Here is a 14,276-nt window from a genome sequence, read left to right as displayed (position 1 = left end):
GCCCAGTCCTGTGGTCGATGTTGGTGCGCACTTTACCCAAGATTGTCGGGCGGGCGCACGCACTGTTAATGCAAAGTCATTGGGGAATTATGCACGGTTCTGAAAGCGTTCCTGTAAGCCGCGTCCGCGATGGCGCCCTGGACCTGCTCAAGTGGCTGGCGCTGCTGAGTATGGTGCTGGACCACCTGCGGTATGTCGGTTTGAGCCTGGACGGGCTGTATGTGCCGGGCCGCCTGGCGTTCCCGTGGTTTTGCCTGGCGGTTGCGGCGAATTTGCATCGGGTCAAGGACGCGCCGGTGACGGGGCAGTGGCGCTATCTGGGCTGGTTGCTGCTGTTCAGTGTGATCAGTGAGGTGCCGTACCGGATGTTCATCGACGACGCCGACACGCTGAACGTACTGCCGACCCTGGCGCTGGGTTTGCTGGTTGCCCGGGGATGGCAGCAGAAGACGGTTATTGATCGAGGATTGGCGTTGATCGCGCTGGTTTTGGCGGGATTTTTCTCGGCGCAGCTGATGTTCGGTTTCTTTGGCGTACTACTGCCGTTGGCGATGCTGCTGGTGTTTCGCCGGCCGTGGTACTTCAGCGTGCTGCCGGGTGTGGTGTGCCTGGCTGCCAATCAATGGCAGATCCTGCTCAATAGCGGGAGCCTCGTGGCGATGCTGGGATTGGCGACATGCCTGATTGCGCCGCTGGCCGGATTGGTCTTGTTGCGACATGCCGGGCAGGTATCGCCACCGGCCATGCGGCGCTGGGCGTATGCGCTTTATCCGGCGCATTTCCTGCTGCTGCTACTGGTCCGCAAGATCATCGCCTAACCCCTGTGGGAGCGGGCTTGCTCGCGAAAGCGGTGTGTCAGGCTGCACCTATATTGGCTGGCCCACCGCATTCGCGAGCAAGCCCGCTCCCACATTTGTTCTGTGTTGTTCCGGCCATGTCGTAAACGCACCTTTGCGTGGCGTCCATAGGCATTTGACCTCTCTGCGCCAGCCCTACCATCGCATCAAAGGGCCCCTCCGTCGTGCGGCGGCCCCAACAATACGATTGGCGCACCGCCGCCGCTGGGAGAGACGCGATGTTCAGCAAGCAAGACCAGATCCAGGGTTATGACGATGCACTGCTGGCGGCCATGAATGCCGAGGAGCAGCGCCAGGAAGAGCATATCGAGCTGATCGCGTCAGAGAACTACACCAGCAAGCGTGTCATGGAAGCCCAGGGCAGCGGCCTCACCAACAAGTACGCCGAAGGTTACCCGGGCAAGCGTTACTACGGCGGCTGCGAGCACGTGGACAAGGTCGAAGTGCTCGCCATCGAGCGTGCCAAGCAGCTGTTCGGCGCCGACTATGCCAACGTGCAGCCGCACTCCGGTTCGTCCGCCAACAGTGCGGTGTACCTGGCGCTGTTGAACGCCGGCGACACCATCCTCGGCATGAGCCTGGCCCACGGCGGCCACCTGACCCACGGCGCCAAAGTGTCGTCCTCGGGCAAGCTGTACAACGCGGTGCAATACGGCATCGACACCAACACCGGGCTGATCGACTACGACGAGGTCGAGCGCCTGGCCGTGGAGCACAAGCCGAAGATGATCGTGGCGGGTTTTTCCGCCTACTCCAAGACCCTGGATTTCCCGCGCTTTCGCCAGATCGCCGACAAGGTCGGTGCGCTGCTGTTCGTCGACATGGCCCACGTCGCCGGCCTGGTGGCCGCCGGTCTGTACCCGAACCCGCTGCCCTACGCCGATGTGGTCACCACCACCACCCACAAGACCCTGCGCGGTCCACGTGGCGGGTTGATCCTGGCCAAGTCCAACGAAGAAATTGAAAAGAAACTCAACTCTGCGGTATTCCCGGGCGCCCAGGGCGGCCCGCTGATGCACGTGATCGCCGGCAAGGCGGTGTGCTTCAAGGAAGCCCAGGAACCAGGTTTCAAGGCCTATCAACAGCAAGTGATCGACAACGCCCAGGCCATGGCCGGCGTGTTTATCAAACGCGGCTACGATGTAGTGTCCGGTGGCACCGATAACCACCTGTTCCTGGTCAGCCTGATCCGTCAGGGCCTCACCGGCAAAGATGCGGACGCCGCCCTCGGTCGCGCTCACATCACCGTCAACAAGAACGCCGTGCCCAACGACCCGCAGTCGCCGTTCGTGACCTCGGGCCTGCGTATCGGCACGCCGGCGGTGACCACACGCGGCTTCAAAGTGACCCAATGCCTGGAGTTGGCCGGCTGGATCTGCGACATCCTCGACAACCTCGGCGACGCCGATGTGGAGGCCAACGTCGCCAAGCATGTGGCCGCCCTGTGCGCTGATTTCCCGGTTTATCGCTGAGCGCGGTTTTGGAGTAATGACTATGCAACGCTACTCGGGCTTCGGCCTCTTCAAGCACTCACTCAGCCACCACGAAAACTGGCAGAAGATGTGGCGCACGCCCACCCCGAAAAAGGTCTACGACGTGGTCATCGTCGGCGGCGGCGGGCATGGTCTGGCGACGGCTTACTACCTGGCCAAGGAGCACGGCATCACCAACGTGGCGGTGGTCGAGAAAGGCTGGCTGGGCGGCGGTAACACCGCGCGCAACACCACCATCGTGCGGTCCAACTACCTGTGGGACGAGTCGGCGCACCTGTACGAACACGCGATGAAACTCTGGGAAGGTTTGTCCCAGGATTTGAACTACAACGTGATGTTCTCCCAGCGTGGCGTCTACAACCTGTGCCACACCCTGCAGGACATCCGTGACTCCGAGCGTCGCGTCAGCGCCAACCGCCTCAACGGCGTGGACGGCGAGCTGCTTAACGCCAAACAAGTGGCCGACGAGATCCCTTACCTCGACTGCTCGAAAAACACCCGCTACCCGGTCATGGGCGCCACCGTGCAACGGCGCGGCGGCGTTGCCCGTCACGATGCCGTGGCCTGGGGCTTTGCCCGCGCCGCTGACGCACTGGGCGTGGACCTGATCCAGCAGACCGAAGTCATCGGTTTCCGCAAGGAAAACGGTGTGTGCATCGGCGTGGAAACCAACAAAGGCTTCATCGGCGCCAAGCGCGTCGGCGTGGTGACGGCGGGTAACTCCGGCCACATGGCTTCGCTCGCGGGCTTCCGCCTGCCGATCGAATCCCACCCGCTGCAAGCACTGGTGTCGGAGCCGATCAAACCGATTATCGACAGCGTGATCATGTCCAACGCCGTGCACGGTTACATCAGCCAGTCCGACAAGGGCGACCTGGTGATCGGCGCCGGTATCGACGGCTACAACGGCTATGGCCAGCGCGGCTCGTACCCGGTGATCGAGCACACCATCCAGGCCATCGTCGAGATGTTCCCGGTGCTGTCCCGCGTGCGCATGAACCGCCAGTGGGGCGGCATCGTCGACACCACGCCGGATGCCTGCCCGATCATCTCCAAGACCCCGGTCCCGAACATGTTCTTCAACTGCGGTTGGGGCACCGGTGGTTTTAAAGCGACTCCAGGCTCAGGCAACGTATTTGCCGCCAGCCTCGCCAAGGGTGAAATGCACCCGTTGGCCGCTCCTTTCTCCATCGACCGTTTCCACAACGGCGCGCTGATCGACGAACACGGCGCCGCGGCCGTCGCCCACTAACAGGAGAAATTCCCTATGTTGCATATCTTCTGTCCTCACTGTGGCGAACTGCGCTCCGAAGAGGAATTCCACGCCTCCGGCCAAGCGCACATCCCGCGCCCACTGGACCCGAACACCTGCACCGACGAGGAGTGGGGCGACTACATGTTCTTCCGCGACAACCCGCGCGGCCTGCACCACGAACTGTGGATTCACGCCGCCGGTTGCCGCCAGTATTTCAACGCGACCCGCGACACCGTGACCTACGAAATTCTTGAAACCTACAAGATTGGCACCAAGCCGCAATTCACCGCCAAGGCTTCTGGAGAGAAGGTATGAGCCAGATCAATCGCCTGTCCAACGGTGGCCGCATCGACCGCAACAAAGCCCTGAGCTTTACCTTCAACGGCCAGAGCTACAAAGGCTTTGAGGGCGACACATTGGCCGCTGCATTGCTGGCCAACGGCGTCGACATTATCGGTCGCAGCTTCAAGTATTCCCGCCCGCGCGGCATCTTCGCCGCCGGTGCCGAAGAGCCGAACGCGGTGCTGCAGATCGGCGCCACCGAAGCCACGCAAATCCCTAACGTGCGCGCCACGCAACAGGCGCTGTACCAGGGTTTGGTCGCCACCAGCACCAACGGCTGGCCGAGCGTGAACAACGACATGATGGGCATTCTCGGCAAGGTCGGCGGCAAGCTGATGCCGCCGGGTTTCTACTACAAAACCTTCATGTACCCGCAATCGTTCTGGATGACTTACGAGAAGTACATTCGTAAGGCAGCCGGTCTTGGCCGCTCGCCGACCGAGAACGATCCGGACACCTACGACTACATGAACCGTCATTGCGACGTGCTGATTGTGGGCGCGGGCCCTGCCGGCCTGGCGGCTGCGTTGGCCGCTGCCCGCAGTGGCGCCCGGGTGATCATCGCGGACGAGCAGGAAGAGTTCGGCGGCTCCTTGCTGGACTCCCGCGAAAGCCTCGATGGCAAGCCTGCGGCCGAGTGGGTTGCCAGTGTGATTGCTGAACTCAAGGCCCTGCCGGACGTGGTGCTGCTGCCTCGCGCCACCGTCAACGGTTACCACGACCATAACTTCCTGACCATTCACGAACGCCTCACCGACCACCTCGGTGACCGTGCGCCGATCGGCCAGGTGCGTCAGCGTATCCACCGGGTTCGCGCCAAGCGCGTGGTGCTGGCCACCGGTGCGTGCGAGCGTCCGCTGGTGTACGGCAACAACGACGTACCGGGCAACATGCTGGCGGGAGCGGTCTCCACTTACGTGCGTCGCTACGGCGTGGCACCGGGCAAGAAGCTGGTGCTGTCCACCAACAACGATCACGCCTACCGCGTGGCGCTGGACTGGTTCGACGCCGGCCTCAGCGTTGTCGCCGTAGCCGATGCCCGCCACAACCCACGGGGCGCGCTGGTTGAAGAGGCGCGTGCCAAAGGCATTCGCATCCTCACCGGCAGCGCCGTGATCGAGGCCCGTGGCAGCAAGCACGTCACTGGCGCCCGTGTTGCGGCCATCGATGTCAAAGCTCATAAAGTCACCAGCCCCGGCGAGTGGCTGGAGTGCGACCTGGTCGCCAGCTCCGGCGGCTACAGCCCGGTGGTCCACCTGGCCTCGCACCTGGGCGGCAAGCCGACCTGGCGTGAAGACATCCTCGGTTTTGTACCGGGCGAAGCACCGCAGAAACGCGTGTGCGTCGGTGGCATCAATGGCGTCTACGGCCTCGGCGATTCCCTGGCCGACGGTTTTGAAGGTGGCGTGCGCGCTGCCAGCGAAGCCGGGTTTGCGCCGGTGGAAGGTACGCTGCCCAAAGCCTTGAGCCGTCTGGAAGAACCGACCCTGGCGCTGTTCCAGGTACCTCACGAGAAAGCTACCGCACGGGCGCCGAAGCAATTTGTCGACCTGCAGAACGACGTCACCGCGGCCGCCATCGAACTCGCCACCCGCGAGGGTTTCGAGTCGGTGGAGCACGTCAAGCGCTACACCGCACTGGGCTTCGGCACTGACCAGGGCAAGCTCGGCAACGTCAACGGCCTGGCCATCGCGGCCCGTTCGCTGAATGTGACCATCCCGCAGATGGGCACTACCATGTTCCGTCCCAACTACACGCCGGTAACCTTCGGCGCGGTAGCAGGCCGCCACTGTGGGCACATCTTCGAGCCGGTGCGCTACACCGCGCTGCAAGCCTGGCACGTGAAAAACGGCGCCGAGTTTGAGGACGTCGGCCAGTGGAAACGCCCATGGTATTTCCCGCGCAACGGTGAAGACCTGCACGCCGCAGTGAAGCGCGAATGCCTGGCCGTGCGTGACAGCGTCGGCCTGCTGGACGCGTCCACCCTCGGCAAGATCGACATCCAGGGCCCGGATGCCCGCGAGTTCCTCAACCGCATCTACAGCAACGCCTGGACCAAGCTCGACGTGGGCAAGGCCCGCTACGGCCTGATGTGCAAGGAAGACGGCATGGTCTTCGACGACGGCGTGACTGCCTGCCTCGCCGACAACCACTTCCTGATGACCACCACCACCGGCGGCGCAGCACGCGTACTCCAGTGGCTGGAAATCTACCAGCAGACCGAATGGCCGGACCTCAAGGTGTACTTCACCTCGGTCACCGACCACTGGGCAACCATGACCTTGTCCGGCCCCAACAGCCGCAAACTGCTGAGCGAAGTCACCGACATCGACCTGGACAAGGACGGTTTCCCGTTCATGACCTGGAAAGAAGGCCTGGTAGGCGGCGTGCCGGCACGGGTGTTCCGGATTTCGTTTACCGGTGAGCTGTCGTACGAAGTCAACGTGCAGGCCGACTACGCCATGGGCGTGCTCGAGAAAATCGTCGAGGCCGGCAAGCAGTACAACCTGACCCCGTACGGCACCGAAACCATGCACGTGCTGCGGGCCGAGAAGGGTTTCATCATCGTTGGCCAGGATACCGACGGCTCGATGACCCCGGACGACCTGAACATGGGCTGGTGTGTAGGCCGCACCAAACCGTTCTCGTGGCTCGGCTGGCGCGGGATGAATCGCGAGGATTGCGTGCGTGAAGACCGCAAGCAGCTTGTCGGACTCAAGCCGATCGACCCGAACGTGTGGCTGCCGGAAGGCGCGCAGTTAGTGTTCGACGCCAAGCAGACGATCCCGATGAAGATGGTCGGCCACGTCACCTCCAGTTATGCCCACAACTCCCTCGGTTATTCGTTTGCCATGGGCGTGGTGAAGGGCGGCTTGAAGCGCATCGGCGAGCGGGTGTTTGCACCGCTGGCGGATGGCAGCGTGATCGAGGCGGAGATTGTTTCTTCGGTGTTCTTCGACCCTAAAGGCGATCGCCAGAACATCTGACACCTGATCGTTCCCACGCTCCGCGTGGGAATGCATCCCGGGGCGCTCTGCGCCCCAAGAGCGGACGCAGAGCGTCCATGGCGGCATTCCCACGCAGAGCGTGGGAACGATCAAATTCAACACAGGTGCTTTATGACAGCAGCCAATGTTTACCAGCAACGCCCCACCTCCGGAGCCAAGGCCGAGTCGTCGCTGCACCATGCCGACCTCGCCAGCCTGGTAGGCAAGGGTCGCAAGAACGCCGGCGTGACCGTGCGTGAAAAGAAACTCCTCGGCCACCTGACCATTCGTGGCGATGGCCATGACGCAGCCTTCGCCGCCGGTGTGCACAAAGCCTTGGGTATCGAATTGCCCGGTGCCCTGCAAGTCATCGTCAAGGGTGAGACCAGCCTGCAATGGCTCGGTCCGGATGAGTGGTTGCTGGTAGTGCCAGGCGGTGAGGAATTCGCCGCCGAGCAAAGTTTGCGTGAGGCGCTGGGTGATTTGCATATCCAGGTCGTCAACGTCAGCGGCGGCCAGCAGATTCTCGAACTCAGCGGCCCGAACGTGCGCGATGTGCTGATGAAATCCACCAGCTACGACGTGCACCCCAACAGCTTCCCGGTGGGCAAGGCAGTGGGCACGGTGTTCGCCAAGTCGCAATTGGTGATTCGCCATACTGCTGAAGACACCTGGGAGCTGGTGATTCGTCGCAGCTTCTCGGATTACTGGTGGCTGTGGTTGCAGGATGCGGCGGCTGAGTATGGTTTAAGCGTCCAGGCCTGATCGTTCCCACGCTCCGCGTGGGAATGCATCCCGGGACGCTCCGCGTCCCAAGAGCGGACGCAGAGCGTCCATTGCGGCGTTCCCACGCAGAGCGTGGGAACGATCAAGGAGTTACGAATAATGAGCCGCGTACCCGATACATGGATTTTGACCGCCGACTGCCCCAGCGTGCTCGGCACGGTGGACGCGGTCACTCGCTACCTGTTCGAGCAGGGCTGCTACGTCACTGAGCACCACTCCTTCGATGACCGGCTCTCGGGGCGGTTCTTCATCCGCGTGGAGTTCCGCCAGCCCGATGGTTTCGACGAACAAGCCTTCCGCGATGGCCTGGCCACCCGTGGCGAAGCCTTCGGCATGATCTTCGAACTGACCGCGCCGAACTACCGGCCGAAAGTGGTGATCATGGTCTCCAAGGCCGATCACTGCCTCAACGATTTGCTCTACCGCCAGCGCATCGGCCAACTGTCGATGGACGTGGTCGCCGTAGTCTCCAACCACCCGGACCTCAAGCCCCTGGCCGACTGGCACCAGATTCCCTATTACCACTTTCCCCTGGACCCCAACGACAAGCCGTCGCAGGAGCGCCAGGTGTGGCAGGTGATCGAAGAGTCCGGCGCCGAGCTGGTGATCCTTGCGCGCTACATGCAAGTGCTGTCGCCGGAGCTGTGCCGCAAGCTTGACGGTAAAGCCATCAACATCCACCACTCCCTGCTGCCCGGTTTCAAGGGCGCCAAGCCGTATCACCAGGCTTACAACAAGGGGGTGAAACTGGTGGGCGCTACTGCGCATTACATCAATAACGATTTGGACGAAGGCCCGATCATCGCCCAGGGCGTGGAGGTGGTGGACCACAGTCACTATCCGGAAGATTTGATTGCCAAGGGACGGGACATCGAAGGCCTGACCCTGGCCCGGGCCGTGGGGTATCACATTGAGCGGCGGGTGTTCTTGAACGCCAATCGGACAGTGGTGCTCTGATGGACGCCTTCGCGAGCAAGCCCGCTCCCACATTCGACCGCATTTCAAAGGTAGGACTCGGTCAACTGTGGGAGCGGGCTTGCTCGCGAAGAGGCCCTTACTAACAACGCAAAAACAGCATCTGTACCCGAGCACTTAAACGCGCTGCCTGCCTGGGCAACGCGGTTCCATAAAAACAACAGCGAGGTGAAAGCATGTCTGGTAATCGTGGTGTCGTGTATCTCGGCAACGGCAAGGTCGAAGTACAGAAAATCGACTATCCCAAAATGCAGGACCCCCGTGGCAGGAAGATTGAGCACGGCGTCATCCTGCGCGTGGTCTCCACCAACATCTGCGGCTCCGACCAACACATGGTGCGCGGCCGCACCACTGCCCAGACCGGCCTAGTCCTGGGCCACGAAATCACCGGCGAAGTGATCGAGAAGGGCAGCGACGTCGAGAACCTGAAGATCGGCGACCTGGTGTCGGTGCCGTTCAACGTCGCATGCGGCCGTTGCCGTTCCTGCAAAGAGCAGCACACCGGCGTGTGCCTGACCGTCAACCCGGCCCGTGCCGGTGGCGCCTACGGCTATGTCGACATGGGCGACTGGACTGGCGGCCAGGCCGAATACGTGCTGGTGCCTTACGCCGACTTCAACCTGTTGAAACTGCCGGACCGCGACAAGGCCATGGAGAAAATCCGCGACCTGACCTGCCTCTCCGACATCCTGCCCACCGGCTACCACGGCGCAGTCACTGCGGGCGTTGGCCCGGGCAGCACGGTCTACATCGCCGGTGCCGGTCCGGTAGGCCTGGCGGCTGCCGCTTCCGCTCGCCTGCTGGGCGCTGCGGTGGTGATCATCGGTGACGTCAACCCGATCCGCCTGGCCCACGCCAAGGCCCAGGGTTTTGAAATTGCCGACCTGTCGAAAGACACCCCGCTGCACGAACAGATCGCTGCGTTGCTGGGCGAGCCGGAAGTGGATTGCGCCGTCGATGCCGTGGGTTTCGAAGCGCGTGGCCATGGTCATGAAGGGGCCAAGGCAGAGGCTCCGGCCACCGTGCTCAACTCGTTGATGGGCGTGGTGCGGGTGGCTGGCAAAATCGGTATTCCGGGCCTGTACGTGACAGAAGACCCGGGTGCCGTGGATGCCGCTGCAAAAATGGGCAGCCTGAGCATTCGTTTCGGCCTGGGCTGGGCCAAGTCCCACAGCTTCCACACCGGGCAAACCCCTGTGATGAAGTACAACCGCCAACTGATGCAGGCGATCATGTGGGACCGTATCAACATTGCCGACATCGTCGGTGTGGAAGTCATCAGCCTGGATGACGCGCCACGCGGTTACGGTGAGTTCGATGCGGGCGTGCCGAAGAAGTTTGTGATTGATCCGCACAAGTTGTTCAGCGCGGCTTAAATCGCGGGCAATTAAAAAGGCGACCTCAGGGTCGCCTTTTTTGCATCTGCGGTTGGGTGGGAGAATCAGCGGATCGCCAAAGCCCCCTGATACACCGTTGGCCCCGTCGGCTGCTTGCTCACCGAGCCACCCTTGGTTTCCGAACTGACCATCAGTGTCACCGGTTTACTGATCGACTCCTGCTGGCGAGGGTTGATGCCGATAATGCCTTTGCCGTCTTCCGGCAGCAGGCCCAGCGACACTGGCGTGCCGTCAGCCGGAACCGCCCACAGCTCCAGGCTTTGGTCCGGAGCCGGTGCCGTGGCGGCAATCGGCTGCACTTCGAGGTAATCCTTGTGGGCCACGATTTGCGTGGCCGGTTGCTGGGTGGTGTTCACCAGCAATGCGGCAGCCTTGACGCTGTCCTGGGTGTAGAGGGCGCCGCCGACGCCTGCCACTATCACCAAACAGGCGCCGACGAACAGGCGTGGGCGGTTCCAGAATGAAGGCTTGTGCTCAATCACTTGGGGGTTGATCGCAGTCATTAGGCTCTTCCTGACATGTTTTGTAGTCTTTAATGGACCCGGTTAACGGCGATCGGTTCCTCATCCGTCGTATTGAGCTTCGGCTCAGAGTGATGTCAATTGGCCCTGATACAGCACCGGCCCGGTGGGTTGTCCGGTCGGCGAGCCGCCCTGAGGCTCAAGGCTCACTGCCAGGGTCAGCGGCGCCGTCAGCAGCGCCTGGTGTTCTTTGCTCAACTGGATTCGGCCGTTACCCGACACCGGCAACAACCCCAGGGAGATGGGTTTGCCGCCCGCCGGGATTGCCCACAGTTCCAACGCGCGGGCCGGCTCCACGGCCGCCAGGGTCAGCGGTTCCACTTGCAGATGATCCGCATAGGCCTGGATCTTCAGCGCGGGCTGTTGATTGGCCGCCACCAGCGTGGCGTTGTACTCCACCCCAAGGTCGCGCTGGTACAACACGCCCACCAACACCGCGATCACCACCCCGCACGCCGCTACCAGCAAGCGCAGGTTCATCCAGAACGGTTTCTTCGCCGGCATATGCAGCACTTGCGGCTCAATGCGCGCCTTGATCCCTTCCCATACGTGGTCCGGCACCGGCCGTTCAGGCAGCGGCCCGGTGAGGCTGGCGAGGGCATCCTGCCAGTGCCCGAGTTCGACGCGCAGCGCCGCGTCATCCCGCAGCAGCGCTTCAAAGCGCCGGCGGGCGGTGGCAGGCATCAGCCCGATGGCGTAGTCAGCCGCCAGGGCGCGGCGCAGGGCGGTGGTCTGGTAGTTCATGATTCAAGGCACCTGCGCAAGCGCTCCATGCCGCGGCGAATCCAGGATTTGACCGAGCCCAGGGGCGCGGCCAGATGTTCGGCCAATTCCGAGCACGACAAGCCCTGGAAGTAAGCCACGGTGATCGATTGACGCTGCATGCCTTCGAGGCTGTCGAGGCAGCGGTTCAGGGCGAGGGCTTCACGCTCGCTGTCGAGCTGTTCATGGGCGCTGGGGCTTTCGTCGGCCGTGGCGTCCTCCTGGCCTTCGTTCAAGGGTTGTTCGCGGTGTTTGCGCAACTGGTCGATCGCCAGGTTGCGGGTGATATTGACCATCCAGGTCATGGGCGCCGACAGATGGGCCTCATAGCGTGAGGCGTTGTACCAGATGCGCACGAAGCTTTCCTGCAACACCTCCTCGGCCAGCTCCTTGCGACCCATGAAACGCAAGGCAACACCGTGCAAACGCGGGGAAACGCTGCGATAGAGCGTTTCGAACGCCTGGCGATTACCCAGTGAACACTGGGCCAGCAATTGCCGTAGCTGATCTGCATCGTGGGTCGAAATAGGGCTTCTCCAGGCGCTTGCAACAGAGCGATGGGACGGCGCACGGTAAAGAGGGCAGGCTGAGGTTAGTCCAGCTTGGGCATTCATTCCATCTACCTCCGTGCGGCTCGTGGTGGATATACGCAGCGCAAGGCGTATCGGATGCAGTGGTTTTCTGAACTAATCTGCAGGGAGGGAACAATCCTTCGGCGTACCCAGTCAAACTCCTGCTTTTTGCGCTTACTTTCAGAGGTTGTCTTGATGAAGATTTCACGCGGTTTTGCCCTGTCCTGCCTGTTGACCGTGGCGGCCAGCCCGGTATTTGCGGCAGGTTTCAGCCTCGGCGACGTGGCCAATGCCGTGTCCGGTGCACAAGGTGGCGACAAGGCAGCAGCGGCTGCACCCACTTCACAGACCGCTGGTCTGCTGCAGGCACTGACCTCGCAATTGAACGTGACCCCTGAGCAGGCCGTTGGTGGTACCGGCGCAATGCTGGGCCTGGCCAAGAATAAATTGGGCGGCGGTGATTACTCGCAACTGACCAAAAGCGTACCGGGCCTGGACAAGCTCTCCGGCAGCAACTCCCTGGGCAGCCTCGGCGCCCTGAGCGGCATGCTCGGCCAGAGCGGCGGCAGCAAGACCTCGGGCCTGGACGGCGTGTTGGGTAACGTGAAGAACACCAACGACCTGAACACCGCGTTCAGCGCGCTGGGCATGGACAGTGGGATGGTGGGCCAGTTTGCGCCGGTTATCCTGAAATACCTGGGCGGCCAGGGCGCCAGCGAGTCGGTGCTGGGCAAACTGGCTTCGGCCTGGGGCACTGGCGGCTAAGACCGCTCCGCGCGCAGTTGGGCGATGCGCGCATCCTTCTCCATCCAGAGCTGGTTGACCCAGTTCTGGACGGTCTGGCGAAACGCCGGATCGTTCTCGTAATCCCCCTGCCACAACGCCGGATCCAGCTCTCGGGTACGGATATCCACGATCACCTTCGGCACCGCACCACTGATCAAGTCCCAGAAGCCCGGAATGTTTTCCTGTGGATAAACCACGGTGACGTCGAGCACCGCATCCAGCTGTTCACCCAACGCCGCGAGCACGAACGCCACGCCACCCGCCTTGGGCTTGAGCAGGCGCTCGAAGGGTGAAGCCTGCTGTTTGCGCTTGGCCGGGGTGAACCGCGTGCCTTCCAGGTAATTCACCACGGTGACCGGCTGGCGCTTGAACAACTCGCAGGCCTCTTTGGTGATTTTCAGGTCCTGGCCTGCCAGTTCAGGGTGCCTGGCCAGGAATGCCTTGCTGTAGCGCTTCATGAACGGGTAATCGAGTGCCCACCAGGCCAGGCCCAGGAAGGGTACCCAGATCAGTTCCTTTTTCAGGAAGAACTTGAAGAACGGCGTGCGCCGGTTGAGGGCCTGGATCAGTGCGGGGATGTCGACCCAGGATTGATGGTTGCTGATCACCAGGTAAGAAGTGTCACCCCGCAGGTCGCCGCCGCCGCGAATGTCCCATTGGGTAGGGATGCACAGGGCGAAGATCAGCTTGTCGATCTCGGCCCAGGTTTCGGCGATCCACATGACGGCCCAGGACGCATAGTCACGAAAGCGACCGGGGGCCACCAGCTTGAGCAGGGCAAACACCATCAGCGGCCCGAACAGCACCAGGGTGTTGAGCAACAGCAGCAATGTGACGAAACAGCCGGTGAGCAGGCGGCGCATAAGTAACTCTTGGAATCATTTTTGGCCCGCCATGATAAGCAGCTTGGGCCTGGAGACCAAATCGCAAATAAGCTTACGAATGTTTCACAGCGGGCTGGGTATGCTCTGTGATCTAACTAAGCAGCGAATTTGCAGTCTAGAATTGGCCCACTTATTTCAAGGAAACCTCCTACGTGAAATCCATCCTTGCCCTGCTAACGCTGGTGGCCTTGCCTGTCATGGCCGCCGAGCCGACCCTTTACGGTCGCTACGAATACATCCAACTGCCGGAAATCGGTGAGACCTTCAAGGCCAAGATGGACACCGGCGCGCTGACCGCCTCGCTGTCGGCCCGGGACATCGAGACCTTCACCCGTGATGGCGACGACTGGGTACGCTTCCGCCTCGGCGGCAAGGACGCCACCAACAAGGTGTACGAGCACAAGGTTTCGCGCATCAGCAAAATCAAGAGCCGCGCCGACGAAGATGACGACAAGGACGAAGCCACCGTGGCCAAGCGCCCGGTGATCGACCTGGAAATGTGCCTGGGCAACGTCAAGCGCACCGTCGAGGTCAACCTCACCGACCGCAGCAGCTTCAACTACCCGCTGCTGATCGGCGCCAAGGCCCTGCGTGAATTCGGCGCTGCGGTATACCCGGCCCGCCGTTACACTGCGGACAAACCGGACTGCTGACGGAAC

Annotated in this window: 14 protein-coding genes; 10 read left to right on the top strand and 4 right to left on the bottom strand. The window is 62.1% G+C overall.

The window, feature by feature from the left end; all coding sequences use genetic code 11:
- Positions 1 to 89 precede the first annotated feature (89 nt).
- The 8 genes from HX821_RS02890 (at position 90) to fdhA (ending at position 10,071) form a co-directional block, all read left to right on the top strand.
- Complete coding sequence (locus HX821_RS02890) at positions 90 to 818, top strand: TraX family protein (protein WP_177035264.1); 729 nt, start codon at positions 90 to 92, stop codon at positions 816 to 818.
- A 257-nt stretch (positions 819 to 1,075) separates the two neighbouring features.
- Complete coding sequence (glyA, locus tag HX821_RS02885; protein WP_177035263.1) at positions 1,076 to 2,329, top strand: serine hydroxymethyltransferase; 1,254 nt, start codon at positions 1,076 to 1,078, stop codon at positions 2,327 to 2,329.
- 22 nt (positions 2,330 to 2,351) lie between these two features.
- Positions 2,352 to 3,602, top strand: a complete 1,251-nt coding sequence (locus HX821_RS02880; RefSeq protein ID WP_003209185.1) for a sarcosine oxidase subunit beta — start codon at positions 2,352 to 2,354, stop codon at positions 3,600 to 3,602.
- A 15-nt stretch (positions 3,603 to 3,617) separates the two neighbouring features.
- On the top strand, positions 3,618 to 3,920 hold the full coding sequence (locus HX821_RS02875; RefSeq protein WP_003209187.1) for a sarcosine oxidase subunit delta: 303 nt from the start codon (positions 3,618 to 3,620) through the stop codon (positions 3,918 to 3,920).
- The gene (locus HX821_RS02870) at positions 3,917 to 6,934 is read left to right on the top strand and encodes a sarcosine oxidase subunit alpha (RefSeq protein ID WP_102604380.1); all 3,018 of its coding nucleotides are present in this window, start codon (positions 3,917 to 3,919) and stop codon (positions 6,932 to 6,934) included. Before HX821_RS02875 ends, HX821_RS02870 begins: the two co-directional genes overlap by 4 nt.
- A gap of 132 nt (positions 6,935 to 7,066) precedes the next feature.
- Entirely contained in the window at positions 7,067 to 7,699 is a 633-nt protein-coding gene (locus HX821_RS02865) for a sarcosine oxidase subunit gamma (RefSeq protein ID WP_008434339.1), read from the top strand.
- 120 nt (positions 7,700 to 7,819) lie between these two features.
- On the top strand, positions 7,820 to 8,677 hold the full coding sequence (gene purU, locus HX821_RS02860) for a formyltetrahydrofolate deformylase (RefSeq protein ID WP_003209192.1): 858 nt from the start codon (positions 7,820 to 7,822) through the stop codon (positions 8,675 to 8,677).
- Between the two features lie 194 nt (positions 8,678 to 8,871).
- A complete protein-coding gene (gene fdhA, locus HX821_RS02855; RefSeq protein WP_003209194.1) occupies positions 8,872 to 10,071 on the top strand; it encodes a formaldehyde dehydrogenase, glutathione-independent in 1,200 nt (399 codons plus the stop codon).
- A 65-nt stretch (positions 10,072 to 10,136) separates the two neighbouring features.
- Here fdhA and HX821_RS02850 read toward each other — a convergent pair whose 3' ends face one another.
- The 3 genes from HX821_RS02850 to HX821_RS02840 form a co-directional block, all read right to left on the bottom strand.
- The gene (locus HX821_RS02850; protein WP_003209196.1) at positions 10,137 to 10,595 is read right to left on the bottom strand and encodes an anti-sigma factor domain-containing protein; all 459 of its coding nucleotides are present in this window, start codon (positions 10,593 to 10,595) and stop codon (positions 10,137 to 10,139) included.
- An 84-nt stretch (positions 10,596 to 10,679) separates the two neighbouring features.
- A complete protein-coding gene (locus HX821_RS02845) occupies positions 10,680 to 11,357 on the bottom strand; it encodes an anti-sigma factor domain-containing protein (RefSeq protein ID WP_177035262.1) in 678 nt (225 codons plus the stop codon).
- Positions 11,354 to 11,989 (bottom strand): sigma-70 family RNA polymerase sigma factor, encoded by a 636-nt coding sequence (locus HX821_RS02840; RefSeq protein WP_177035261.1) that lies wholly within the window; start codon positions 11,987 to 11,989, stop codon positions 11,354 to 11,356. Before HX821_RS02840 ends, HX821_RS02845 begins: the two co-directional genes overlap by 4 nt.
- A gap of 153 nt (positions 11,990 to 12,142) precedes the next feature.
- On the opposite strand from HX821_RS02840, the gene HX821_RS02835 reads away from it, so the two are divergent.
- Positions 12,143 to 12,712, top strand: coding sequence for a DUF2780 domain-containing protein (locus HX821_RS02835; protein ID WP_003209203.1), 570 nt, complete (start codon positions 12,143 to 12,145; stop codon positions 12,710 to 12,712).
- Here the strand turns inward: HX821_RS02835 and HX821_RS02830 are convergent.
- Positions 12,709 to 13,596 (bottom strand): acyltransferase, encoded by an 888-nt coding sequence (locus HX821_RS02830; RefSeq protein ID WP_177035260.1) that lies wholly within the window; start codon positions 13,594 to 13,596, stop codon positions 12,709 to 12,711. The two genes, HX821_RS02835 and HX821_RS02830, sit on opposite strands and share 4 nt — an antisense overlap.
- Positions 13,597 to 13,769: 173 nt before the next feature.
- Here HX821_RS02830 and HX821_RS02825 point away from each other — a divergent pair, with 173 nt between their 5' ends.
- A complete protein-coding gene (locus HX821_RS02825) occupies positions 13,770 to 14,270 on the top strand; it encodes an ATP-dependent zinc protease (protein WP_177035259.1) in 501 nt (166 codons plus the stop codon).
- Positions 14,271 to 14,276: the final 6 nt, after the last annotated feature.

Origin of the sequence: Pseudomonas sp. B6001 (genome assembly GCF_013386015.1) — a bacterium.
Taxonomy (GTDB): domain Bacteria; phylum Pseudomonadota; class Gammaproteobacteria; order Pseudomonadales; family Pseudomonadaceae; genus Aquipseudomonas.
Note: the sequence above shows the minus strand (reverse complement) of the source record. Positions and strands in the feature narration are given on the sequence as shown.

Coding starts and splice junctions, on each gene's coding strand:
- HX821_RS02890 (WP_177035264.1), top strand. CDS start 90: ATGCACGGTTCTGAAAGCGTTCCTGTAAGCCGCGTCCGCGATGGCGCC.
- glyA (WP_177035263.1), top strand. CDS start 1,076: ATGTTCAGCAAGCAAGACCAGATCCAGGGTTATGACGATGCACTGCTG.
- HX821_RS02880 (WP_003209185.1), top strand. CDS start 2,352: ATGCAACGCTACTCGGGCTTCGGCCTCTTCAAGCACTCACTCAGCCAC.
- HX821_RS02875 (WP_003209187.1), top strand. CDS start 3,618: ATGTTGCATATCTTCTGTCCTCACTGTGGCGAACTGCGCTCCGAAGAG.
- HX821_RS02870 (WP_102604380.1), top strand. CDS start 3,917: ATGAGCCAGATCAATCGCCTGTCCAACGGTGGCCGCATCGACCGCAAC.
- HX821_RS02865 (WP_008434339.1), top strand. CDS start 7,067: ATGACAGCAGCCAATGTTTACCAGCAACGCCCCACCTCCGGAGCCAAG.
- purU (WP_003209192.1), top strand. CDS start 7,820: ATGAGCCGCGTACCCGATACATGGATTTTGACCGCCGACTGCCCCAGC.
- fdhA (WP_003209194.1), top strand. CDS start 8,872: ATGTCTGGTAATCGTGGTGTCGTGTATCTCGGCAACGGCAAGGTCGAA.
- HX821_RS02850 (WP_003209196.1), bottom strand. CDS start 10,595: ATGACTGCGATCAACCCCCAAGTGATTGAGCACAAGCCTTCATTCTGG.
- HX821_RS02845 (WP_177035262.1), bottom strand. CDS start 11,357: ATGAACTACCAGACCACCGCCCTGCGCCGCGCCCTGGCGGCTGACTAC.
- HX821_RS02840 (WP_177035261.1), bottom strand. CDS start 11,989: ATGAATGCCCAAGCTGGACTAACCTCAGCCTGCCCTCTTTACCGTGCG.
- HX821_RS02835 (WP_003209203.1), top strand. CDS start 12,143: ATGAAGATTTCACGCGGTTTTGCCCTGTCCTGCCTGTTGACCGTGGCG.
- HX821_RS02830 (WP_177035260.1), bottom strand. CDS start 13,596: ATGCGCCGCCTGCTCACCGGCTGTTTCGTCACATTGCTGCTGTTGCTC.